Here is a 23,453-nt window from a genome sequence, read left to right as displayed (position 1 = left end):
TGAGGTTTTGTTATGGTAAATATTAGTTTAAAACCAAAGGCAATATATATTCCAGCTAAAATAGAACTCAATAAAAAGGCAGCAGTATACTTAAGTGTATGGAATATATAAAAACTATAATAATTGCTGTATGCTGCTTTTAGGCAGCATAAATTAGAAATATATTGACAATAAGCAGCGTATGTGCTATTCTAATATAGAGGTGAGAATATGCCTGAGGTAGGTCAATTAATTAAAAGTCGTCGAGAAGCTGCAGGGTTGTCTCAGAAAAGATTAGGAAATGCCTGTGGATTAAGCGACAGCGAAATAATGAAAATTGAGAAGGGTATTCGTAAGAAACCGAACTGGGAGAATCTGTGTAAGATTGCTCAAGCACTCGAATTCCATCCATTTGAACTGCTTTTAGCAGCAGGATATATTTCCGAAAATGATATTTATTCGAGTACACAATTTCGTGGTCTGGAGAAATTGAGCGATAAAGACATGGAATATTTGCAGCTGCTTATAGATTTTATGATATCAAGAAAAAGCACCGATGGAATTTCAGAAGGAGGGCTGTAATTATGCCATTTAGATTAGGTGAATTATTCTGCGGACCGGGTGGAATAGCTTGGGGGGCAATGCACGCCGATATTGGAAATCCAGAATTTATAATTACACATCAATGGGCAAATGATTATGATGCAGATACTTGTGAAACATATCGTAAAAATATTTGCCCAGATGCACCGGAGACTGTTTACCATGAAGATATTCGAAAATTTGATATGTCAAAGCTTGCTCCCATTGATGCTTTAGCGTTCGGATTTCCGTGCAACGATTATAGTGTTGTAGGTGAACAGAAAGGAATGGATGGGGTATATGGCCCGTTGTATTCATATGGTGTTAAGGCGCTGAGGCATTTTAGACCACAGTGGTTCCTGGCAGAAAATGTAGGAGGACTTAGGAACGCAAATGATGGCAGGGCATTTACAAAAATTCTAACGGAGCTGCGTAAATCAGGTTATACCATAACACCGCATTTATACAAATTTGAAGAGTATGGAGTTCCGCAGACGAGACACAGGCTGATTATTGTAGGAATTAGAAATGATATTGATGTTGAATACAGAGTTCCGTCTGCAGAACCATATGCAGATGCTGATAATACTTGCAGAACAGCAATTGAAGTTCCTCCTATCCCTGAAGATGCATATAACAATGAGAGAACGAGGCATTCAGAAATTGTTATCAGAAGACTGCAGTGCATTCGTCCAGGACAGAACGCTTTTACAGCTGATTTACCTGAAAATCTGAGACTTAATATAACGGGTGCAAAAATCAGCCAAATTTACAAACGGCTTGACCCCAATAAACCATCCTATACGGTAACTGGAAGCGGAGGCGGCGGAACCCATATATACCATTGGGATGAAGCACGTGCATTAACAAACAGAGAACGAGCAAGGCTTCAGACTTTTCCTGATACCTATAGATTTATTGGAAGCAAGGAAAGTGTCAGAAAGCAAATTGGTATGGCTGTTCCGTGCAGAGGAGCAAAAATTATCTTTGAATCTATTCTAAAAAGTTTTGCAGGGATTCCCTATGAGTCAGTAGAACCTAACATTGATGAATAAAAACAGCAAAGCAGTAAGCAAGATGAAAACTTATTCTTTGCTGTTTTTTAATGTTGCTGTGCAATAATATCATTGTAGAGTGAAGATAAATTGGATTCAGCAACAGATTTTTTTAATTGACACTCCCAAATAACAAGGACATTCCAACCCTGCCGCTTAAGTAGCTGAAAATTCTTTTTATCACGTTCAACATTTTTGTTTATTTTTTTGTACCAATACTCTTTATTTGTTGACGGCCAGACAAAACGTCCGCAGTCATGATGATGCCAAAAGCAGCCATTTACGAATATAATGGTTTTGTATTTTGGCAAAACAATATCTGGACATCCGGGAAGAGTTCGTACATTTTTTCTATATCTTAATCCGCAGGCAAATAAATATTTTCTGACAATTTCTTCTGGCTTAGAGTTTGTACTTCGAATATGGGACATGTTCATGCTGCGAACTTCTTTTGAGTGATTATCTGACATAATAAGTTTATCACCTCCTTCATATTGAGGGATGCGGAGAAAAATCCATATAATATTCTTCGTCATCGATTTTGTAAAAGGTAACATCTGTTCTTCCATAGTTCAATAAATCTTGTTTTGTAACAAATGCACCATTTCCGAGACCTAAACGGTTTCGAAAGTATTCTCCAAGCTGAGCATTGCTGAGAGGTGTTGTAATTGCCTTGTTGTTTTGCTGCTCTACCCTTAAAAGAAGCGTGTGACTGTCGTCTGTAACAACAGTAAAATGCTGTTTGTCAAGCGGGAAGAAACCACTTCTTGCAATTTTAGCAGGAAGGTGTATATATGCTTGGTTTCTATTTCTGCCCTTACGTTGCCCCCAATTTAAACCGGACTTTTCTCCAACATCACCTCTATTTGTAAGAAGAGATAGTGTTGTAGAAATAATACCTTCCCCAGCTAAAGTGGTTATTGGCTTACTTTCAGCATCTAGAATTTGATGTGTTGGATGGAGAACAATATGGTCTTCAACCTCTGCATGGTTACAGTAGATGGAATTTGCCTCAATTTCCTCAAAAAATTTATGTGCTTCTTCTGGATTACAGCATTCCACGATTTCCTTTCGAGATGGAATAAATGCATTCTGCACAAAATCAGCAGAACCTGTATATGCCTGTATTGGCAATTTACCTTTTAGCCAAATGTACAAATTTGCATGGACCGGAGGGTTTTCGCAAACATAGCTGCAGGAAAAGCTATCCACAGCATTTGGATATGCCTTGCCATGGAGTTCCTTAAAACCTTCATGTATAGGAACACTTAACCCATCGTAAGGTACCATCCCTATAAGCAATGAAATATTGACAAGGTGCATATTTTGCTCCTGAAAACTCTTTATTAGCCACGATGCCATATTAGGAGTAGCATATCCACTTAATATTAATAATGTATCTGCTCCTTGAAGTGGAGGAGCAAATAAAATTTTTTGTGCTATATTATTGGTAAACATTTATGCTTGTCCTCCTATGCTTCTGTATTATCTTCACACACATCATAATACATTGTATCGTGAGGAAGTTTAATATTCGGAACCCAGAGAGTTTTCCCTCCCCATCCCTTAGTACCAGTCACTTGATACATGGTAAGGACGATTTTATTGAGAAAAGTGCCGCCAAGTGTCCAGTCATTTGGAGATAACAACGCACCTGTGCCTTGTGCTACATTCCTTTCTCTTCTAACTATCAAAATACCCTGTCCAGCAGGCTGCTCTGAAAGAAATGTGTCAATGACCGAAAGAAATGCGTCTAATTTAAAATCCGGACTGGCAATAATATGAGTCAAAATTTTCTTAATAAATCTTAAACTTACTTGGTAATAAGGTTCATCATCAGAGAAAGGCTCCAACAGCTTTGATATATCCTCTATAGAGTCATTATCAGGATAAAATGGATAATAGTTCGTTCCACCGGAGAGAATGTTGACTCGTTTGTTATTAAGAACATTTTTTCTAGTTGGATTTAATCCAACTGGATAATAGATTTTAATATTATCAATTCCCTGTTCTGCTTGGGCGATTATGGCATTGTTAGTAGCATTAATATCCGCAAATAATTTATAGAGTTGTTCATTTATAAATATTTTCATCATGCCGGGGTCTCTGTCATAACCGAACATCCGGCTATGCTGCCACATAGTGTCAGCTTGAGGTTTTTTGCTTGTCCTTGTATAGTAAATTGTCTGCAGACCGGGAAAAGTAACGCCTCGGCCAAGAGTATTTCCTCCAATGATAAAATTACAGCCTGCCGCATATTCATGGCTTTCAACATCTGTCTTTCCATTCATTATAAGGACTTTTATACACTTGTTTTCCATCAAGTCCCCAGCAGTTTTATATATAATATCGAAAGAAAGTTTCTTACTTCTGTCAGGCATTAAAGCATTGTATTGGCTTTGTAATTCAGTGATGAACTCATTATTGATATGTTCAATACACCAATTTATTTCTTTTGTGACGTTGTCAGCAAAACGCTGGTGGACAGCTTGACGTACACTCGGATGTATAAGGCAGTTTGACACTTTGCCGTTGGATGCTAAAATTTGGGCAGAAACAGCTATATGTCGTATAACAACACTTCTTGTTGGTTGTTTGATTGTCTCAAGATAATCAATGCATTCAGGTTTGCCGCTTGAGGGGAAGAAAAAGTCTCCACCTAAATAGCCATCGCCGGGATGGAAGTAATATGTAAAATACGGATGCCATCCGGAAGCAAGTGTTTGTAGTAAGACTGCTTGGGGAGTACCGGTAACCTGTAAGTATAGACTGCTTGATGCACCATTCTTTATAGAGTCTAAATACCTATTAATTGATGACTGACCATTGCGGTTTACAAGTGTATTCAAAGAAGCGGCATCTGCCTCGTCATCAACTATAAAAAGAGGATTTCCTTTCATAAAGCCCGTGGAGTTAAATACATTCGCCCACAGTCTCAGCATTCGTGAATTCTTCTTTAAGATGACAATCGCTGGCTTTACAAGGCTATTCTCAATAAACAATCCTGAGTCGTTTTCACCGCAAATACAGAAACCATCTAAATCGTTTCTAACACGTTCCAAAGTTTGCTGCTGCAAAGCAACATTGTCAGTAGTGAGCAGGATAAATGCCGGAAAACCTAAGTCAGCGGCTTTGCACATGATGCCAAACATCTGACCAGTTTTTCCGGACTGTATATTTCCAAACAACAGGCCAATCTCATGACTTGTAAATGAAAAATTGCGAATATACTGTTCGCCAACATCTTCAGCAGTTTTTAAAATAGATTCCGCCAATTTTACATTGCCTCGGTCTGTAATTTTTTGAAGGTATGTTTTTAAGTATTGCATAGCCGCACCTCTCATTTTTTAGTAGTTGTTTCAAATGATAAAACCCATACATCAAGTTCAGAGCCGTCTTCGTCCAATGCTTTCTGGTCAGTTTTAGAAAGTACAAGGCTATTGCAGCCATATGCCTGCAGCATTTCTTTCGTAATCATGCCCTTACGGTCTGTATCAGCTTGGGTATCATTTACAGGTGTTACAAGTCCTGCAGCTGCAAGTCTGCCCTTAATCCAACGGCCAAGAATAAGTTCATCGCCAACAGCGCTGAACTGTTTATTGCCATCACTTGTAGTATGAGCTTTAAACCAATAGCCGTCATCGGTAACAACAAAGAAAATTTTGTTCTTTTCAGGGTATCCCTTGGAACGAGTTATCTCTTTGCTCACGGTCAGCTGGGTCTCATACCAATCACGGGATTTTCTCCTGCTTCTTGGTGCGGCATAGCTAACATTAATATTTGATTTCGTGAAATGCTTGCCATCGTCCATGTGCCGCTCTTTGTAAGCAGGAACTTTTAACGGCAACACAAAAGAAACACCTGTTTTATGCTGTGCATAAAGCTGTACACCAGTTTGGGGAATTTGTGTTACCATATCAATGCCGCTAAGTGATGTGTTAATTTCCCTGATTATTGGCATTCCCGTTATGCTGGCAATATTATCTGAGCAATTCTGCATTTTTAGCCTCTCTATAAAATCTGCAGTTTCTCTGCATTCAGCAGCATCATCAGTAATTGATGAGATTTCATACTGTCGGCGGTTATTCGCATCTAATTTGATTACACCTAAGTTTGCAGAACCAATGATAGCTGAAAAAGGCTGTCCATCTTTATAGAAACAGTATAATTTACCGTGGTATTTAAATGCCTTTACAATCTTAATTTCGCCAATGCCTGCCTCTCTCCATTTTTTATTCAGTTCAAGCGCAGCATTGTATGATCCTTCCGGCATTCCTTCGATGAAGTACATACCAATAGTAAGGCATATACTGGATATATTGAGTTCTTCGACCAGGCGGCCTAGTTCTTCCAATGCTACACGGGAGATGTATCCAACTGCAATTTCAACTCGGTCTGACTTTGCAATTTGTTCGTTAAAACAGTCAATAATTGTTTCTTGACCCTGTAATGTAGCAAGGGGCAGGATATCTGAATACAACAGTTTCATTAGCTCACTCCTTTGTGATTAATGGGTTTCCTCAGTTTTTTTAATTTCCATAATATCTGAAATATCACAGTTAAGAGCCTTACATACTTTTATTAAAATGTCAGTATTAACATTCTCGTTTTTTCCGAGTTTAGCCATTGAAGCAGTACTAATACCAGCGGCTTCTCTTAAGTCCTTTTTTTTCATGTCTCTATCAATTAGAAGTTTCCAAAGTTTTTTATAACTTATGGACATAATGCCACCTCACCTTAGTTACTCATTTTAGTTACAAAATAAAGTTTATCACAAAATTAGCGATATAACAATTAAAATTCATGAATGCAAAATAAACATTGAGATAGGTGTAATATATGCTATAATTTACCTATAAACTAATGCTTGAATGTTTGAAACAATGAAAATTATTAAAGATATTAATTTCATATGGGGTGAGGAGGAAGTGCTTTGGCAGGTAATCGTTCATTTAAAGACTATGTGGCAGATAGATTCTATAATGAAGTATTTGTTGCTATACAAAGTTACACCACGGATAACTACGATGATTTGGACTTAAGGCTATACAAGGTTCGAAATATTGGTGGCATTGAATTATCAGATATAGAAGTAAAGTTTGTATCCGTTAATGACTTGCCAGATATGAAAATAGAATTTGATGTTGCCGTTGAAGCTGAACTAGGGGTCCGGGAGTCAGATTATCACTATGATGAATCCGAAAATTGCAGGCAGTGGTTTATGCTGAAGTGTTCTGGAGATCTGGATTGCAATTTGGATGATTTTACAATCTCCAGTGTAACAGAGTATACCAGCAAAAATAAACAGTTAAAACCTATGTCGGATTCTCTTGTCCCTATCATTAATAGAGAACAACTAGAGTCTGCTGCCGCAGACTTCCTTCGCAGACATTACCCAGAAGCATTAAAAACCCCAATGGCAGTTGAACCACAAGTGTTGGCAGAAAAAATGGGCCTCGTCGTGGAAATGAGAGAGATTACAAAGGATTTTTCTGTTTTTGGACAGATATACTTTCATGACTGTGATGCAGAATTTTATGATAAAAACAGCGATGAAATGCTGCAGACCCATGTGGATGCCAGTACTATATTTGTGGATCCAAAAGCGTACTTCCTTCGTAATCTTGGATCAGTCAATAACACCATTGTGCACGAGTGCGTTCATTGGGACAAACATAGGAAAGCATTTGAATTGGAGCGATTATATAACAGCAGTGCTAGTAAAATTAAGTGTCAAGTAGTAGGCGGTATAAAAGATAACATTAGAGATGCAACTGACTGGATGGAGTGGCAGGCAAATGCACTTGCACCAAGGATTCAAATGCCGCTGATTATGTTTAAGACCAAGGCATTTGAATTTATCAAGCAGTTTAGAACTGAACTTGGAACATCTAAACTTATAGATGTAATGGAACCAGTTATTGATGCATTGGCAGCATTCTTCTGTGTGTCAAGGTTAGCAGCTAAAATCCGTATGATTGATGCTGGATATGAGGAAGCAATCGGAACCTTTACTTACATAGATGGTCGCTACGTCAAGCCTCATAGATTTAAGAAGGGTGCGCTTGAAAGAAATCAGACCTTTTCTATAGGTGCAGAGGATGCTGCCATCCAAAGCATAACCAATACGGAAATGGCCGCTTTAGTTAGGGACGGAAGTTATATATATGCAGATTCCCACTTTGTTTTAAACCACCCAAAATATATAATACAGGATATATTTGGACAGACCCTACTTACTGACTATGCACGAACCCATATGGAAGAGTGCTGCTTGGTTTTCGAGTTATCAGTCAAAACTGGGTGTAGGGAAAGATACTATACTGAATGTTTTCTCAATCGTGATAAGACATCAAATATTGATTTTGATATAAAATATTGTAATGGCTTTGAGTATGCGGCTCCAGAAAAGAAGGCCCAATTACTAGCTGATACAATAGCGGAAGAAATACGAGTCTATAATGAATTATCAAATAGCTATACCAGCTCTCTTAAAATGGTGCGTAAGTGGAGAAAAGTAACTTATAACGAATTAGCAGAGGAAATAATGGTCAATGAGCGCACCATAAGAAGAATCGTTAATGGGGAAGAACAGGGATCTATTAATTCCATAGTTTTAATTTGCCTTGGACTTCATCTACCACCTAAAATTAGCAGTCATATAATTCGCAATTCTCCATTTTCATTGAACTTCAATAACAATAGTCATATCTGGTATGATTTTGCATTGACTCACCTATATCCAAAATCGATGGATGAGATTAGAATGTTTTTACAGAAACATGGCGCAGAGCCATTATAAAAAATCAAAATATTTTTGAAAAAGCGGACACGGGATGTCCGTTTTTTTAGTTATTAAATATATGAGCCATACATGAATCCTTTTAAGGGTTTGTGTATGGCTTTTTTATTGTTGTTTTTAGGTGTTTTTGTGGGGAAAAGCGTCATTTTGAGCCTGAAATTAACGGGCATGAGGTGTCCGCCAAGGCTGTCCAATTCTCACTTACAATAATGATAGACGAAGGAAAGGTTCTTCGTAGTTAGCAAGAATTAGACCATTCCTTGTCTACAAAAAAATATCAAATGCCTGATTTGCAATAAGGGCAAAGGATACATCATATTGTCTCGATCCAGTCCGCAAGGACTGTGGTGGTGCAATAAGAAGTACCTTACCTTGTTGCGCTCATTTTCAGGACAAAGGGTCTGTGTACTTCGAGGCACAGACCTATTTTTGTATCCTTTGCTGCCAATGCAGTTCGGCGGAAAGGATGCACTTATGTTAAGAAATTACAAAACAAGCAAAAAGAACAGAACAAATTATATTTATTACTCAGCTGATGGAGAGACAATAAAAATCGTGCCAAATAAGAATGGTGTAACAGATGCTATCATTGCTACTCTACATAATTTGGATGATGCAGAAGTAGATGCTAATCGCCGTGAGAACTATCATACTCCAATGCACATTGATGCCTATCATGATAAGAATCAGGATGATGCAGCTGATCGTAATGCCTATCTTACTGATAATGATTCTAACCCATTGGAAAGTATTATCCAATCCATTGAAGAAACTGAGCATGCGGAAAAGATAGACAGGCTAAGAGCAGCTATTGAAACTTTAAAACCTCAGCAGAAGGAACTAATCAAAAAAGTATTCTATGAAAAGCGTACCAATGTTTCTATTGCGGCTGAGGAAGGCGTTAGTGAAGCAGCTATTAGAAACCGCCTAAAAAGGATTTATGACAACCTTAGTAAAAAAATCTGAAAAATGGGGGCTAAAATCCTCTTAAATAAAGTTTTCAAAAAAAGGGGTTCGATTCCCCTAGATTTTTTGCATATGGACAGAGGGTAAATAAAGCCCTTCAGAAAGGAGCAAAAGCTATGAGTTTAAAACATAAAGTATGTATCAACATTGCACATCCAAGCGATAACCCTAATCCTGTTATTGAGAGTGGTACAATGCAAATCCGTAAAAGATTGTTAAATTTTCTTTTCGGTGAAAAAGTGAATGTACTTGTTCTTGCACCGGGTGATTCGGTTGAAACCGTGGAAATCCGTGAACTTAAAGGAGGTGAAAGCTGTGAGTGAAATCAGGCTGCTGCTTGATGTGGTTTCAGATATGCGATCCTTGGCAGACAGCCTGCAGGCTGTTTGTGATGCAATGGCAGAAAGCGAACCTGCAGATAAAGATAAGAAACCTGCTCCGGTTAAAGAGGCAGAACTAAAGAAAACAGCAAAGTCAGCTGATAAGAAAATTAAGCTTGAGGATGTAAGGGCTGTCCTTGCAGAAAAGAGTCAAGCTGGCATGACTGCCAAGGTGCGTGAAATTATTCATAAATATGGTGCGGCAAAACTAAGTGAGATTGAGCCTAATTATTATGCTGATATTTTGAAAGATGCGGAGGAACTTGTAAATGGGTAATCATGCGATACTTTCTGCATCAGGATCACATAGGTGGCTCAACTGCCTGCCATCGGCAAGACTGGAATTTGAATTTGAAGGTAAAGAAAGCACAGCGGCTGCAGAAGGCAGTGCCGCCCATGCTCTTTGTGAGCATAAACTTCGCAAAGCACTTAGGATGAGGAGTAAAAGACCTATTTCAAACTATGATTCTGATGATATGGAGGAATACACAGATAATTATGTGGATTTTGTAATGGAGCAGTTGGAAATATCAAAACAATGCTGCAGTGATCCACTGGTACTTATAGAACAGAAATTAGATTTTTCTTGTTATGTGCCGCAGGGTTTTGGGACAGGTGACTGTATTATTATTGCTGATGAGAAACTCCATATTATTGATTTTAAATATGGCATGGGAGTTTTGGTAGATGCAGTAGATAATTCACAGATGAAACTGTATGCACTGGGTGCTTTGGAAATCTATGATAGTCTTTATGACATTAAGGAAGTATCCATGACCATATTTCAGCCACGCAGGGAAAATATCAGAACATGGACAATTTTAGTGGAAGAATTAAAGGATTGGGCAGAAAATGAACTAAAGCCAAAGGCTCAGATGGCTATAAATGGTGAGGGAGAATACCTACCTGGAGAATGGTGTACTTTTTGCAAAGCATCAGTAAAATGTCGTGCAAGAGCAGAGGCAAAATTGGAACTTGCAAAGGCTGAATTCATGCTTCCACCACTTTTAACGGATATGGAGGTAGAAGAAATTCTTCATAAGATACCTGACTTAACTAAATGGGCAAATGAAATTATGGCATATGCCACAGATGCTGCCATCAACCATGGTAAACAGTGGAGTGGATTTAAAGTAGTCGAAGGTCGCTCTAATCGCAAGTATAAAAATGAAGATGCTGTGGCAGATGCAGCTAAGGCAAATGGCTACAAGGACATATTCCATCAGAGACTTATTACGATTACGGAAATGCAGAAACTGATGGGTAAGAAACAATTTAAGAAAATTCTTGGTGACCTCATATATAAACCACCGGGAAAGCCGATATTGGTTCCAATTACAGATAAAAGAACGGCTATGAATACATCAAATGCAAATAACGAATTTAATGAAATTATGGAGGATGAAAATTATGATAAATCAAAGCAAAACTAAGGTTGTTACAAGTGTAAATACACGTCTAAGCTACTTTCACGGCTGGGAACCGGCATCAATTAATGGGGGTGCTGAAAAATACAGCGTATCAGTACTTATCCCTAAGACGGATACAGAAACTATCAATGCTGTTAATGCAGCAATAGATGCAGCAATTGAAGAAGGAATTTCAAAGTTTGGTGGTAAAAAACCAAATAAAGCAGCTATTAAACTGCCTTTAAGAGATGGTGACGCAGAGCGTGATGATGAGGCATATAAAGGACATTATTTTGTAAATGCAAATAGTATAACTGCACCTCAGATTGTGGATAAGGCAGTAAGACCTATCCTTGACCGCAATGAAGTGTATAGCGGATGCTACGCAAGAGTGTCTTTAAATTTCTACGCTTTTAACAGTAATGGAAATAAGGGTGTTGCTTGTGGACTTGGCAATATTCAAAAGATTAAGGATGGCGAGGTTTTAGGCGGCAGAACAAATGCAGCTGATGATTTCACAACTGTGGAAGATGATGATTTTTTAGCATAAGAAAAATAAATATAAAGACGAGGTGGCGGAGGATATTTTCTGCTGCCTTGTTTGCTTTTGAAAGGATGGTATTTATATGAAATTTATTTCAATAGACATTGAGACTTTTTCCAGTGTCAATCTTCAAAAGTCAGGTGTATACCGTTATGCCGAGAGTGAGGATTTTGACATTCTTCTGTTTGGATATTCAGCAGATGGAGGAGAGGTGAAGGTGATTGAACTTGCTGGAGGTGAGAAAATTCCAATTGAAATTATAAATGCTCTTACTGATGATTCTGTTATTAAATGGGCATTCAACGCACAGTTTGAAAGAATATGCTTATCAAAGTGGCTTGGTATGAAAGCAGGTACTTATCTTTCACCAAAGTCATGGCACTGCACCATGGTATGGGCGGCAACTCTAGGACTTCCATTATCCCTTGAGGGTGTTGGAGCGGTATTGGGTCTTGAAAAACAAAAATTATCAGAAGGTAAAAATCTAATTAAATATTTTTGTATTCCCTGCACCCCAACAAAATCTAACGGGGGTCGTACTAGTAATTTACCACAGCATGATATACAAAAATGGGAAACGTTCATCTCCTATAACAAGCGTGATGTGGAAACAGAAATGGCAATACAAAATAAATTATCTAAATTTCCTGTATCAAAAAGCGAGTGGAAGAATTACCGCTTAGACCAGATAATCAATGACTGTGGTATTAATCTTGATATGGATTTTGTAAGACAGGCAATTTCCTGCGATGAAAAATTCAAAACAGAAAATATTGAAAAAGCAAAGAAATTAACTGGTCTTGAAAACCCTAATTCTCCTGCACAATTAAAGGATTGGCTCCTTGAGCAAGGTATGAAAACAGATTCTCTTTCTAAGGCAGTAGTTTCGGAGTTGCTTGAAGATTCAGATGGAGAAATACATGAGGTGCTTTCAATTAGGCAGAAGCTTGCAAAGAGCAGCGTAAAGAAATATACAGCAATGGGAAATGTGGTTTGTAGAGACAGCAGAGCTAGAGGTTTAATTCAGTTTTATGGTGCAAATAGAACAGGCAGATATTCTGGAAGGCTAATCCAGGTGCAAAACCTGCCTCAAAATCATCTTCCAGATTTAAAACAGGCTCGTTCTTTAGTGAAAGATGGAAACTTTACAGCTTTAGATTTACTTTATGACAGTATTCCAAGTGTGCTGTCAGAATTAATTAGAACAGCTTTTATACCAATGTATGGGAGTAGGTTTATTGTAGCAGATTTTTCTGCAATTGAGGCTCGTGTTATTGCGTGGCTTGCTGGTGAGAGATGGAGAATGGATGTATTTGCAGGTGGTGGAGATATATATTGTGCCTCAGCATCACAGATGTTTAATGTTCCTGTTGAAAAAAATGGTATTAACGGGCATTTAAGGCAGAAAGGTAAAATAGCAGAATTAGCCTTAGGCTATGGCGGCTCAGTAGGAGCACTTAAAGCAATGGGAGCAGTTCAAATGGGATTTGCTGAAGATGAATTAAAACCTATCGTCAATGCGTGGAGAAATTCTAATCCTAATATAACTTCTCTGTGGTGGAAGATAGACCGTGCAGTAAAAACTGTAGTAAAAACAAAACAGCCAATTGAGATATATGGTATCGGAATTTTTTATCAAAGTGGAATTCTATTTATTAAGCTGCCAAGTGGAAGAAGGCTTGCATATGTGAAACCTCTTATTGGAGAGAACAGATTCGGTGGTGAGTCTGTCACCTATGAAGGTGTTGGCGGCACGAAAAAATGGGAACGAATAGAAAGTTATGGTTCTAAGTTTGCAGAGAATATTGTTCAGGCAATTAGCCGTGATATTTTAGCAGAAGCAATGCTTAAATTAGCTGCCCATGGATTTGAAATTGTAATGCACGTTCATGATGAAGTGGTAATAGAAGTACAAAATAAAATATCTTCTGTAGAAGAAGTATGTAGGATTATGAGTGAAACACCAGCATGGGCAAAAGGACTGATTCTTAATGCTGATGGCTATGAGTGTGAATTTTATAAAAAAGAATAAAAAACATTCAATTTAGGGAGTTCGATTGTTTGAGATTTTTGGCATATAGGCAGAGGAGAAATTCTCAGACTATATGACAGGAGGTTTTCCAATGAAAGAATTAATACCCAAAGATAAATATGGCATATTTGCCGATACAAAAGACACCGCAAGAGTGGATAGCTTGTTTGTGGCAGAGTTTTTTGAAAAACAGCATAAGCATGTTTTGCGTGATATTGCAAAAATCACTGAGCCCAAATCTGGGCTTAGTAAAGAATTTACTCAGTCCAATTTTGATCTGACCTATTACAAGGACAGTACTGGAAGAAAGTTGCCTTGTTATGCTGTAACCCGTGATGGTTTCACTATGTTGGCTATGGGATACACAGGTCAAAAAGCAATGCATCTTAAGGAACTGTACATTAGACGCTTTAATGAAATGGATAAGTTTATAAAAACATTAGTCTCTGCTCGTAAGGAATTCCCATTACTAACAGAAAACATCAAGTTAATACATGAAAATCCAAAACCTTATCACTTCAGCAACGAGTGTGATATGCTTAACCGCATTGTAATTGGGATGTCAGCAAAGAAGTTCAGGCTGGCAAACGGCATAGAAAAAGGAAAAAGTATTAGACCATATCTCAGTGATGAGCAAATCAGTATGCTTGAAACCTTACAAAAAGTTGATGTAGGTTTGCTCGTGGCAGTGCCAGATTATGAGCAACGTAAGCGCTATCTTGAATGGTACGTTACAAAGATAAAGGACAAGGATATATAAGAGGAGGAAAATCAATGTTTTATGTAAAGGAAAAGATTAGTGATACTGTGGAAGCGGTGGTTGAAATTAATGATGAAAATGTATTCTGCACCTGTCCCGGCTGTGGATGTGAAGTTAATGTTGACCTTTCAGAAGTATTTAGTAATGTTAATGCAGATTTATACGGTACTGCTGTTTACTGCAGTGAATGCAGCAAAAAGGTAAGAGAGGGAAAGGATTATGAAGATAAATAAATTTAACTCCGAGGGTTATTATGATCCTACTCCATATGCTGCAATTACAAATGTTATCAAAGAGGAGAAGGCAGAAAGGAATTTTGCTTTTAAGCCTCTTGTGTATATTTGTTCTCCTTATTCTGGCAATATTGAGGAAAATGTAAAAAAGGCACGTGCCTTCTGTAGGTTTGCATTGGAGATGAATTGTATCCCGCTTGCTCCACATTTGCTTTTCCCTCAGTTTATGGATGATGAAAATCCGCAGGAGCGGGAATTAGCTATGTTTATGAATGTGATCTTACTTGGAAAATGTAATGAACTGTGGGTATTTGGAAATACCATATCAAATGGGATGGCACAGGAAATAGAAAAGGCAAAGAAACGCAAACAGTTAATCAGATATTTTAATGAGAAGTTGCAGGAGGTAGGAAGTTTATGAAAATTGCAGTCGGCAATAGCCGTATGGATAAAAAGTGGAAAAACACAGATATTTCATGGGAGGACTTTTGCTCTCGTGTAAAGACTACGCAAAAAACAACAGAAACCATAGAAGAATACCGCAAACTAAAAAGGGGACAGCAGGATGATATAAAAGATGTGGGTGGATTTGTGGGCGGCTATTTAAGGCAGGGCAGACGTAAGAAAGGGCATGTGCTTTGCCGTTCTATTTTAACATTAGATATGGATTATGCAGCAGCAGATATATGGGAGGAAATTACAATGCTTTTTGATTTTAAATGCTGTATGTATTCAACCCATAAATATACACCAGAAAATCCAAGATTCCGTTTAATCATTCCACTTGCTCGTGAAATTAGTGAAGAAGAGTATGCAGCTGCTGCTCGTATGGTAGCAAAAGAAATAGGCATTGACCTTTTTGATGATACAACCTATGAGGCAGAACGTCTCATGTACTGGCCTTCCACATCTTCAAATGGTGTATTTGTATATAAAGAAAATGATGGAGCATTACTTGATCCAGATTTATATCTTGCCAAATATGATAATTGGCAAGATACCACTACTTGGCCAGTATCTTCACGTCAATCTGAAATTATTAAAAGAAGTTTAAAAGAACAAGCAGATCCTCTTTTAAAGGAAGGTGTAGTAGGAACATTCTGCCGTACTTATTCAATTCGTGATGTAATTGAAAAATTCTTAAATGATTTTTATGCACCATCTGCAATTGAAGGCCGCTATGATTATATTCCTGCTGACAGCAGTGCTGGTGTAATAATTTATGATGATAAATTTGCATACAGCCATCATGCTACAGATCCGGCAAGTGGTTTGCTTCTAAATGCATTTGACCTTGTACGTATCCATAAATTTTGTTCTCTCGATGATAAGGCGGCTGTAAATACAGCTGCAGGTAAACTGCCGTCTTATGTGGCAATGTGTGATTTTGCAATTAAGGATACTGCAGTAAAAGAAGAATTTGCAAAAGAAAGACAAGCACAGGCAGAAGATGAATTTTCAGAGGATGATTGGCAGACTGCTTTAGAACTTGATAAGCAAGGTAAAGTAAAGGGCACTCTGGATAATATTGTGCTGATTTTGCGTAATGATGACAGGTTAAAGTCACTTGCTTTTAACTGCCATCGTGATGGTATAGATGCCAAAGGCGGGTTGCCTTGGAAGCAAATTAAGTACGGCTGGAATGATTCAGATAACTCATCTTTAAAGGTGTATCTAAGCAGTAAATATGGAATTTATGCTCCTGCTAAAACAAAAGATGCTGTGCTGGCAGTAGCTGCGGAAAGAGCTTATCATCCCATCAGGGAGTATCTTGATAATTTGCCCAAATGGGATGGTGTGGCCCGTGTAGAAAATCTTTTGATAGATTATTTTGGAGCAGCTGACAGCACATATACAAAAGCAGTGATTAGAAAAACAATGGTGGCGGCAGTTGCACGCATATATCAACCAGGAACAAAATTTGACAGCGTACTTATCTTAAATGGACCACAAGGTATTGGTAAATCCACATTCTTTGCAAAACTAGCCGGAGAATGGTTTTCAGATAGCTTAACCATTACAGATATGAAAGATAAGGCAGGTCCAGAAAAACTGCAGGGATATTGGATGCTTGAGCTTGGTGAACTTGCTGGAATGCGTAAGACAGATGTTGAAATTGTTAAATCTTTTATTTCAAGAGTAGATGATAAATATAGAGCAAGCTATGGAGTAAATGTAGAAAACCATCCAAGACAGTGCATTATTGTCGGTTCTACTAATGCGGAGAATGGATTTTTACGAGATATTTCAGGCAACCGAAGATTTTGGCCAGTTCGTATCAGTGGCAATTCTACTAAAAAATCATGGCAAATTACTACTGAAGAAGTGCAGCAGATTTGGGCAGAGACTAGCTATCTATATAAACAAGGCGAAAAACTTTATCTTGAAGGTGATGATGATGTTCTTGCGAGAGGTGAACAAGCTGATGCCATGGAAACTGACGAGCGTGAAGGCTTGGTGCGTACTTATCTTGATATTCTTTTGCCAGAGGATTGGGGCATAATGTCTTTATACGAACGTAGAAATTTTCTTGGAGGCAGCGAATTTGGAGGCAGCACCCGTGTAGGTACTGTAAAACGAAACCTTGTCTGCAACATGGAAATTTGGTGTGAGTGTTTTGGCAAAGATGCATCTTCTATGAAAACAGCAGATTCTTATACGATTGGAGCCATTATGAGAAAAATCAGTGACTGGAGCAAGTACTGTGGAAACAAAAACGGAACAAGCAATTTTCCTATCTATGGAAAGCAGCGTGCTTATTCCAGAGTAAAGGAACGTTAGCAGGGCTGTACCATACTTTGTTTCTAAATTGGTTCACTTAAAAAGCTAGTGAATTAAAGAAAAATAAGCTATATAGAATAGGTGGAACAAGTTAAAGTCTATATAAACAAAAAATAATAAAAAAGAAAGAAGTGAGTGTGTGCAGGTGTATGTATGCGCGCATATAGGAAATTAGTTCAAATTTGTTTTCCTGTTCTGATTTAAAAATTGGGAGGCATTTATGCTTGAAAAATATATTGAAAATAAACTTGTAACAGCAGTTAAAAAGATGGGAGGCATTTGTCCTAAGTTTGTATCTCCTGGATTTGATGGAGTGCCAGACCGACTAGTGCTTTTGCCACATGGCAAGTTCGCCTTTGTTGAATTAAAGGCAAAAGGTAAGAAAATGAGACCACTGCAAGTAAATAGAAAAATGCGGCTGGAGCAGTTAGGCTTTTTGGTTTACTGCATAGATGATGCAGGTAAGATTGGGGGAATTTTAAGTGAAATACAATCCTTATGACTATCAAAACTTTGTAACTAATTTCATATTAAAAAATCCTATCTCAGCAGTATTACTGGATATGGGTCTTGGAAAAAGTGTAATCACATTAACGGCAATATTTGACCTCTGCCTTGACAGCTTTGAAATTTCAAAGGTTTTAGTTATTGCACCACTTAGAGTTGCTAGAGATACATGGCCTTTAGAAATAAAAAAATGGGATCATCTTAAAGGACTTACTTATTCAGTAGCTGTAGGCAGTGAAACACAAAGAAAATCAGCACTTATGCAAAAGGTAAATATTTATCTTATCAATCGTGAAAATGTGGACTGGCTGATAAATGAAAGTGGCATTCCATTTGACTATGACATGGTGGTAATAGATGAGTTGTCATCCTTTAAATCTTATAGTGCTAAGAGATTTAAAAGCCTATTAAAAGTAAGACCTAAAGTAAAACGTATTGTGGGACTTACAGGAACCCCAAGCAGTAACGGCTTGATGGATTTATGGGCAGAGTTTAGACTTCTTGATATGGGCAAAAGACTGGGAAGATTTATCACTTATTACCGTAATAACTTCTTTGACCCTGATAAAAGAAATCAGCAGATGGTATTTAGTTATAAACCAAAAGCTGGTGCAGAAGATGCAATTTATGGCCTTATATCAGATATTACCATTTCTATGAAAAGCACAGATTATTTGAAAATGCCGGAATGTGTTATAAATGAGGTTGTTGTAACTCTTTCAGAAAAAGAACGCAAAGCTTATGATGGCATGAAGCAGGATTTGGTTTTATCCCTCAAAGGTGAAGAAATAGATGCTGTAAATGCTGCAGCTTTATCAAATAAACTTTGTCAGATGGCAAATGGTGCTGTGTATGGTGAGGACAAGCGAGTATTTAAAATACATGATAAAAAACTTGATGCACTAGAAGATTTAATTGAATCAGCAAATGGAAAGCCAGTGCTTGTGGCTTATTGGTTTAATCATGATTTGGAAAGAATTAAAAAGAGATTTAAGGTTCGTGAAATAAAAACTTCAAAAGATATTAAGGATTGGAATAATGGTGAAATAGAAGCAGCAGTAATTCATCCTGCATCAGCAGGACATGGACTAAACCTTCAAGCAGGAGGTTCAACTCTTATATGGTTTGGGCTTACTTGGAGCTTAGAGCTTTATCAGCAGACCAATGCAAGATTGTGGAGACAAGGACAAAATGAAACAGTTGTTATCCACCATATTATTACTAAAGGGACTATTGATGAGGATATAGTGAGAGCTTTAAAGCGAAAAGAAAGAGTACAGTCAGATTTAATAGATGCGGTAAAGGCTAAGTTAAAGGAGGACAAAGCTTATGAATAAAAATTGCTTTGCAAATAAAAACAATAGGTGTAAAATCCTTAACAATATACAGTGTGCTAATAATAGTTGTTCATTCTTCAAAACTGAAGAGGAGCAAGAGGAAAGCATTAATAGAGCAAATGCTCGTATTGCTTCACTAGATAAGGCAATTCAAAAAAGTATTGCTGATACTTATTACAATGGCAAAATGCCTTGGATAGAGGGGGACAAGTAAGATGACAGCGAAACAATATTTATCACAGGCATACAGAATTGACCAAAGGATAAACAGTAAACTTGAGCAGATAGTTTCCTTAAGGGCATTAGCTGCAAAAGCTACATCCACATTAAGTGATACACCTCCTAGTGGAACACGTAATGTGCATTCTATGGAGGACACAATAACTAAGATGGTGGATTTAGAAAATGAAATAAATGCGGATATAAACACATTAGTTGATTTAAAGAGGGAATTCGTATTTATTATAAAAAAGATTAGCAACCCTGAATACCAAACATTGCTGGAACTTAGATATCTTTGCTTTAAGACCTGGGAACAGATAGCAGTAGAGATGGGGTATGACTTACGTTATATTCATAAACTTCATGGAAAGGCATTAGAAAATTGTGAGATAAATTTAAAAGAGGACACTAAAAGACACTGAAAGACACCCTAGAAAAATGATATAGTTATAATATAAAAGTAAAAAGAAAATGCAAAAAGTCATCACAGACAAACTGTGGTGACTTTTTATTTTGATAAAAATGAGGTGAATCAATTGCCAAGAAAACCAGCTAGACCTTGCAGTTATCAAGGATGCCCTGAACTTACAAGTGAAAGATACTGCAGCAAGCATCAAAAAGAAATAGAAAGTAAGTACAACAAAACAAGCAGACCTTTTAAGAAACTCTACAACAGCAGGTGGAGAAAGATTAGAAAACAATTTTTAAAAGAGCATCCTCTCTGTAAAGAATGTAAGAAACAAGGAGTAATTACTGCCGCAGAAGTAGTAGATCATGTTATACCTCACAAAGGTAATGGAGAACTTTTCTGGGATGAGAGCAACTGGCAGTCTTTATGCAAGCATCATCATGATGTTAAGACTGCAAAGGAAGATGGTAGGTTTGGAAATAAGAATAAAGTTTATTCTTATTAAGTTATCAACAGAAACCTGTCAATAACCTGTGAACAACTTGTTGATAACTTTTTTGAAGAGGTAGGGGGTATAATTTCCTCTGAAGTTATGCCGGAAAGGCCGGGTGGCCCCCGACCTGTGAAAAATCGCAAAATTCCATAGGGGGGTATAGGCTAAAAATTAAATATAAAAATGCTGAATTTTAAAGGAATTACAGAAGGTTTTGCACCTTAAGAAGTTAAATGAAAAATATACTTTTTAAGGTGTTTTCTATTTGCTCTTAAGGAAGGTGATAATTTGGACATTCAGAAGATAGCTGTTGAAAAACTTAATCCAGCTAAATATAATCCAAGAAAAGATTTAAAGCCGGGAGATCCTGAATATGAAAAACTTAAAAGATCAATTGAAACCTTCGGATATGTAGAACCTGTAATTTGGAATAAGAAAACAGGAAATATTGTGGGGGGACATCAAAGGTTTAAAGTTTTAAAACATGAAGGTGCGAAGGAAATTGAATGTGTAGTCGTTGATATAAGTCCAGATGAGGAGAAGGCATTGAATGTAGCTCTTAATAAAGTAAGTGGAGAATGGGATATGCCAAAGTTAGCTGATATTTTAGAGGATCTTGATAAATCAATGTTTGATATTTCTCTTACAGGCTTTGATGCCGCTGAAATAGAAAATTTATTTTCAAAAGTTCATGATAAAGAAGTTAAGGATGATGACTTTGATGCAGATAAAGCTCTTGAAGAAATAGAAGAACCCATAACAAGAGCAGGTGATCTGTGGATATTAGGAAAACACAGGTTAATATGTGGTGACAGCACTAAAACTTCTGATGTTGAAAAGCTTATGAATGGAAAGAAAGCTAATCTATGCGTTACCGATCCACCTTACAACGTTAATTATTCAGCAGGAAAAGAAAATGAGAGAGTTATAAAAAATGACAGCATGGATGATAAGAGTTTCCATGAATTTTTATTGGCTGCTTTTAAAAATATCTATTCAGTATTGGATGATGGTGCAGGAGTGTATATTTTCCATGCGGATACAGAAGGATTGAACTTTAGAAAGGCTTTTAAAGAAGCTGGCTTTCATCTTTCAAGTGTATGTGTTTGGGTAAAGCAGTCATTGGTTTTAGGAAGAAGTGATTATCAATTCCAGCATGAGCCTGTACTTTATGGATGGAAACCAACGGGGAAGCATAGATGGTATTCAGATAGAAAACAGACTACTGTGTGGAATTTTGATAGACCGAGCAAAAGTCCGGATCATCCAACAATGAAGCCAGTACCATTAATAGCATATCCAATTAAGAATAGCAGCATGACAAACTGTATAGTATTCGAGCCTTTTGCAGGAAGTGGTTCTACTTTAATTGCCTGTGAACAAACAGACAGGATATGTTATGCAGTAGAGCTTGATGAAAAATATTGTGATGTTATTGTAGAAAGATATATAGAAAATGCTGGAGATGAAGGAGTTTTTCTAATTAGAGATGGCAAAAAGATAGAATATAAAAATGTATTTAAAGTTGAATGAAACACTTGCCATTACTGTGCTTTAGAGTGATATATAGTATAACAAAAAAGCACATGGAGGAAAACAAAATGAAAGCATTATTTGGGAGAAAGGTTTTGAATTTAAGGGAACTTGAGGAATTTACAAAAGAAGCTAAAAAAGATGGAATGAAAGGAACAGCTTATGAAGTTATAAAAGAAATAGAATTGAGTGATGCTGAATTTGAGCAATTTGTAAAAGAGTTTTGGAAGGATCAAACATGGATATCAGAAGAAGATGGCGGCTGCAACGAAAAGGGTGAATTGAGATGCATAAGAGTAAAAAATATAAAAACAAATAAGAGCATTCTGGCAGATTCAGAAGGATATACATACCCAAGATACACAGCCATAGAAAAGTAAAAAGCCTGCAGGGGCTTTTTTTAGTGCATAAATTTAACTGCTGCTAATATAAAAATCATAATTGCTGAAATAGTTATAAGGGTATCTATTCTTATGAAACTTGATTTTTTCATTGATATCACCGCCTTGGTACTCATATTAGCCTTTATTCAAAGGAAATAAACATTTATAAATAACTTGATATATCTGTGCTTTAGAGTGATTAATGTAATAACAAAAAAGCACAGGAGGTAATTGATTTGGAAAGGAAAGAAACTGTAAAAATATTAGGTGAGCATTTTGGGGTGAAACCGGAATATATGGGAGTACCGAGTTTTGCTTACCAAATTAAATCACCACAAGGAATTATAACTGTTGATAAAGAAGGTGGGATTAAAAATTCAGAAGGCATAGAAGTGAAACTTGAAGAATTGTTAAATAATTTTAAGGAAGAACCAATAAAGGAAAAAAACATAGCCACAGAATTAACTTTTCCAATGGATGGGCATACGGGGATTACATTAAGAAATTTAATAAATATGATAAATAGCAAGCAGACCCTTATAAAAAAGGCACTAGCAATTGAAACGGATATTGTTACAGGAGAATTTGTAGATGGCATAAACAATGTAAGGCTTGTAAGTATTGAAGATTTTAAAACAGCAGCTTTAGAAATTGGAGTAGAAAAGTGTCCGGGTATTAGTTTCAATTTTGAAAAGGAAACTTTAGAATTTAAATTTATAGAAGGTTTTGAGAATGCTGAAATTGCTGCCCAATTTGCTGAGGCACTTAATGAAAGTTCAAAGAAGTTTAAACATTCTTCTCCGAAGGAAAGGCAAACAGATAATGAGAAATACACCTTCAGAACCTGGCTTTTAAGGCTTGGATTTATAGGAGATAGGTATAAAGATGCAAGAAATCAATTACTTAGTAAGCTAGATGGCAACAGTGCTTTTAGAAGTAAGAAATTTAAAAGCAAAACAAAATAGATTGAAGAACATAATTTTTCTCTCAATATTAATTTTTTGTTTTTAATTATTATGGTACAATTTAACTTATAAAGAATAATA

26 protein-coding genes are annotated in these 23,453 nt (G+C 37.0%); 21 read left to right on the top strand and 5 right to left on the bottom strand.

Annotation, left to right across the window (positions count from 1 at the left end):
- Nucleotides 1–210 precede the first annotated feature (210 nt).
- Entirely contained in the window at nt 211–561 is a 351-nt protein-coding gene (locus LKE46_RS09980) for a helix-turn-helix domain-containing protein (RefSeq protein WP_217821444.1), read from the top strand.
- A gap of 2 nt (nt 562–563) precedes the next feature.
- Nucleotides 564–1,616, top strand: a complete 1,053-nt coding sequence (locus tag LKE46_RS09975; protein ID WP_217821443.1) for a DNA cytosine methyltransferase — start codon at nt 564–566, stop codon at nt 1,614–1,616.
- Nucleotides 1,617–1,663: 47 nt separating this feature from the next.
- Here the strand turns inward: LKE46_RS09975 and LKE46_RS09970 are convergent, their stop codons facing one another.
- From LKE46_RS09970 to LKE46_RS09950, 5 genes are read right to left on the bottom strand one after another with little or no spacing between them, the layout of a single operon-like run.
- Nucleotides 1,664–2,086, bottom strand: a complete 423-nt coding sequence (locus LKE46_RS09970) for a very short patch repair endonuclease (RefSeq protein ID WP_217821442.1) — start codon at nt 2,084–2,086, stop codon at nt 1,664–1,666.
- A 19-nt stretch (nt 2,087–2,105) separates the two neighbouring features.
- On the bottom strand, nt 2,106–3,074 hold the full coding sequence (locus LKE46_RS09965) for a restriction endonuclease PLD domain-containing protein (RefSeq protein ID WP_217821441.1): 969 nt from the start codon (nt 3,072–3,074) through the stop codon (nt 2,106–2,108).
- A 14-nt stretch (nt 3,075–3,088) separates the two neighbouring features.
- Complete coding sequence (locus tag LKE46_RS09960) at nt 3,089–4,945, bottom strand: Z1 domain-containing protein (RefSeq protein ID WP_291721367.1); 1,857 nt, start codon at nt 4,943–4,945, stop codon at nt 3,089–3,091.
- 11 nt (nt 4,946–4,956) lie between these two features.
- Nucleotides 4,957–6,105: a restriction endonuclease PLD domain-containing protein gene (locus LKE46_RS09955; protein WP_291721365.1), complete on the bottom strand. Its 1,149-nt coding sequence runs from the start codon at nt 6,103–6,105 to the stop codon at nt 4,957–4,959.
- Nucleotides 6,106–6,123: 18 nt separating this feature from the next.
- Nucleotides 6,124–6,339 carry a helix-turn-helix domain-containing protein gene (locus tag LKE46_RS09950; protein WP_217821438.1) on the bottom strand — a complete coding sequence of 72 codons (216 nt, stop codon included), beginning with the start codon at nt 6,337–6,339 and terminating at the stop codon, nt 6,124–6,126.
- Nucleotides 6,340–6,549: 210 nt separating this feature from the next.
- On the opposite strand from LKE46_RS09950, the gene LKE46_RS09945 reads away from it, so the two are divergent.
- The 19 genes from LKE46_RS09945 (at nt 6,550) to LKE46_RS09855 (ending at nt 23,372) form a co-directional block, all read left to right on the top strand.
- Nucleotides 6,550–8,418 carry a helix-turn-helix domain-containing protein gene (locus tag LKE46_RS09945; protein WP_291721360.1) on the top strand — a complete coding sequence of 623 codons (1,869 nt, stop codon included), beginning with the start codon at nt 6,550–6,552 and terminating at the stop codon, nt 8,416–8,418.
- 474 nt (nt 8,419–8,892) lie between these two features.
- The gene (locus LKE46_RS09940) at nt 8,893–9,384 is read left to right on the top strand and encodes a sigma-70 family RNA polymerase sigma factor (protein ID WP_291721357.1); all 492 of its coding nucleotides are present in this window, start codon (nt 8,893–8,895) and stop codon (nt 9,382–9,384) included.
- A 116-nt stretch (nt 9,385–9,500) separates the two neighbouring features.
- Nucleotides 9,501–9,707, top strand: a complete 207-nt coding sequence (locus LKE46_RS09935; protein WP_217821435.1) for a hypothetical protein — start codon at nt 9,501–9,503, stop codon at nt 9,705–9,707.
- On the top strand, nt 9,700–10,041 hold the full coding sequence (locus LKE46_RS09930) for an rRNA biogenesis protein rrp5 (RefSeq protein WP_291721354.1): 342 nt from the start codon (nt 9,700–9,702) through the stop codon (nt 10,039–10,041). The genes LKE46_RS09935 and LKE46_RS09930 overlap by 8 nt, the downstream gene beginning before the upstream one ends.
- Nucleotides 10,034–11,197 (top strand): DUF2800 domain-containing protein, encoded by a 1,164-nt coding sequence (locus tag LKE46_RS09925; protein WP_291721351.1) that lies wholly within the window; start codon nt 10,034–10,036, stop codon nt 11,195–11,197. The genes LKE46_RS09930 and LKE46_RS09925 overlap by 8 nt, the downstream gene beginning before the upstream one ends.
- Nucleotides 11,175–11,723 carry a DUF2815 family protein gene (locus tag LKE46_RS09920; protein WP_291721348.1) on the top strand — a complete coding sequence of 183 codons (549 nt, stop codon included), beginning with the start codon at nt 11,175–11,177 and terminating at the stop codon, nt 11,721–11,723. The genes LKE46_RS09925 and LKE46_RS09920 overlap by 23 nt, the downstream gene beginning before the upstream one ends.
- Before the next feature lie 76 nt (nt 11,724–11,799).
- The gene (locus LKE46_RS09915) at nt 11,800–13,749 is read left to right on the top strand and encodes a DNA polymerase (protein WP_291721345.1); all 1,950 of its coding nucleotides are present in this window, start codon (nt 11,800–11,802) and stop codon (nt 13,747–13,749) included.
- Nucleotides 13,750–13,840: 91 nt separating this feature from the next.
- On the top strand, nt 13,841–14,509 hold the full coding sequence (locus LKE46_RS09910; protein ID WP_217821430.1) for a Rha family transcriptional regulator: 669 nt from the start codon (nt 13,841–13,843) through the stop codon (nt 14,507–14,509).
- Nucleotides 14,510–14,523: 14 nt separating this feature from the next.
- Nucleotides 14,524–14,742: a hypothetical protein gene (locus tag LKE46_RS09905; RefSeq protein ID WP_217821429.1), complete on the top strand. Its 219-nt coding sequence runs from the start codon at nt 14,524–14,526 to the stop codon at nt 14,740–14,742.
- On the top strand, nt 14,729–15,163 hold the full coding sequence (locus LKE46_RS09900; RefSeq protein ID WP_291721338.1) for a DUF7768 domain-containing protein: 435 nt from the start codon (nt 14,729–14,731) through the stop codon (nt 15,161–15,163). The genes LKE46_RS09905 and LKE46_RS09900 overlap by 14 nt, the downstream gene beginning before the upstream one ends.
- Entirely contained in the window at nt 15,160–17,523 is a 2,364-nt protein-coding gene (locus tag LKE46_RS09895) for a virulence-associated E family protein (RefSeq protein ID WP_291721335.1), read from the top strand. Before LKE46_RS09900 ends, LKE46_RS09895 begins: the two co-directional genes overlap by 4 nt.
- A 220-nt stretch (nt 17,524–17,743) precedes the next feature.
- Nucleotides 17,744–18,025, top strand: coding sequence for a VRR-NUC domain-containing protein (locus LKE46_RS09890; RefSeq protein ID WP_217821426.1), 282 nt, complete (start codon nt 17,744–17,746; stop codon nt 18,023–18,025).
- Complete coding sequence (locus tag LKE46_RS09885) at nt 18,006–19,367, top strand: DEAD/DEAH box helicase (RefSeq protein WP_291721330.1); 1,362 nt, start codon at nt 18,006–18,008, stop codon at nt 19,365–19,367. Before LKE46_RS09890 ends, LKE46_RS09885 begins: the two co-directional genes overlap by 20 nt.
- Entirely contained in the window at nt 19,360–19,581 is a 222-nt protein-coding gene (locus tag LKE46_RS09880; RefSeq protein WP_291721327.1) for a hypothetical protein, read from the top strand. The genes LKE46_RS09885 and LKE46_RS09880 overlap by 8 nt, the downstream gene beginning before the upstream one ends.
- A gap of 1 nt (nt 19,582) precedes the next feature.
- Nucleotides 19,583–20,011, top strand: coding sequence for a DUF1492 domain-containing protein (locus LKE46_RS09875; RefSeq protein WP_217821423.1), 429 nt, complete (start codon nt 19,583–19,585; stop codon nt 20,009–20,011).
- Nucleotides 20,012–20,125: 114 nt separating this feature from the next.
- Nucleotides 20,126–20,503 (top strand): HNH endonuclease, encoded by a 378-nt coding sequence (locus LKE46_RS09870; protein WP_291725644.1) that lies wholly within the window; start codon nt 20,126–20,128, stop codon nt 20,501–20,503.
- Between the two features lie 276 nt (nt 20,504–20,779).
- Nucleotides 20,780–22,024, top strand: a complete 1,245-nt coding sequence (locus LKE46_RS09865; protein WP_291721320.1) for a site-specific DNA-methyltransferase — start codon at nt 20,780–20,782, stop codon at nt 22,022–22,024.
- Between the two features lie 68 nt (nt 22,025–22,092).
- Nucleotides 22,093–22,404: a hypothetical protein gene (locus LKE46_RS09860; RefSeq protein WP_291721317.1), complete on the top strand. Its 312-nt coding sequence runs from the start codon at nt 22,093–22,095 to the stop codon at nt 22,402–22,404.
- 239 nt (nt 22,405–22,643) lie between these two features.
- The gene (locus LKE46_RS09855) at nt 22,644–23,372 is read left to right on the top strand and encodes a virulence-related protein (RefSeq protein WP_291721314.1); all 729 of its coding nucleotides are present in this window, start codon (nt 22,644–22,646) and stop codon (nt 23,370–23,372) included.
- Nucleotides 23,373–23,453 lie beyond the last annotated feature (81 nt).

This window comes from Clostridium sp., assembly GCF_022482905.1.
Taxonomy (GTDB): Bacteria; Bacillota; Clostridia; order Clostridiales; family Clostridiaceae; genus Clostridium_B.
The sequence above is the reverse complement of the archived record's forward strand: the minus strand, read 5'-3'. Positions and strand labels throughout refer to the sequence as shown.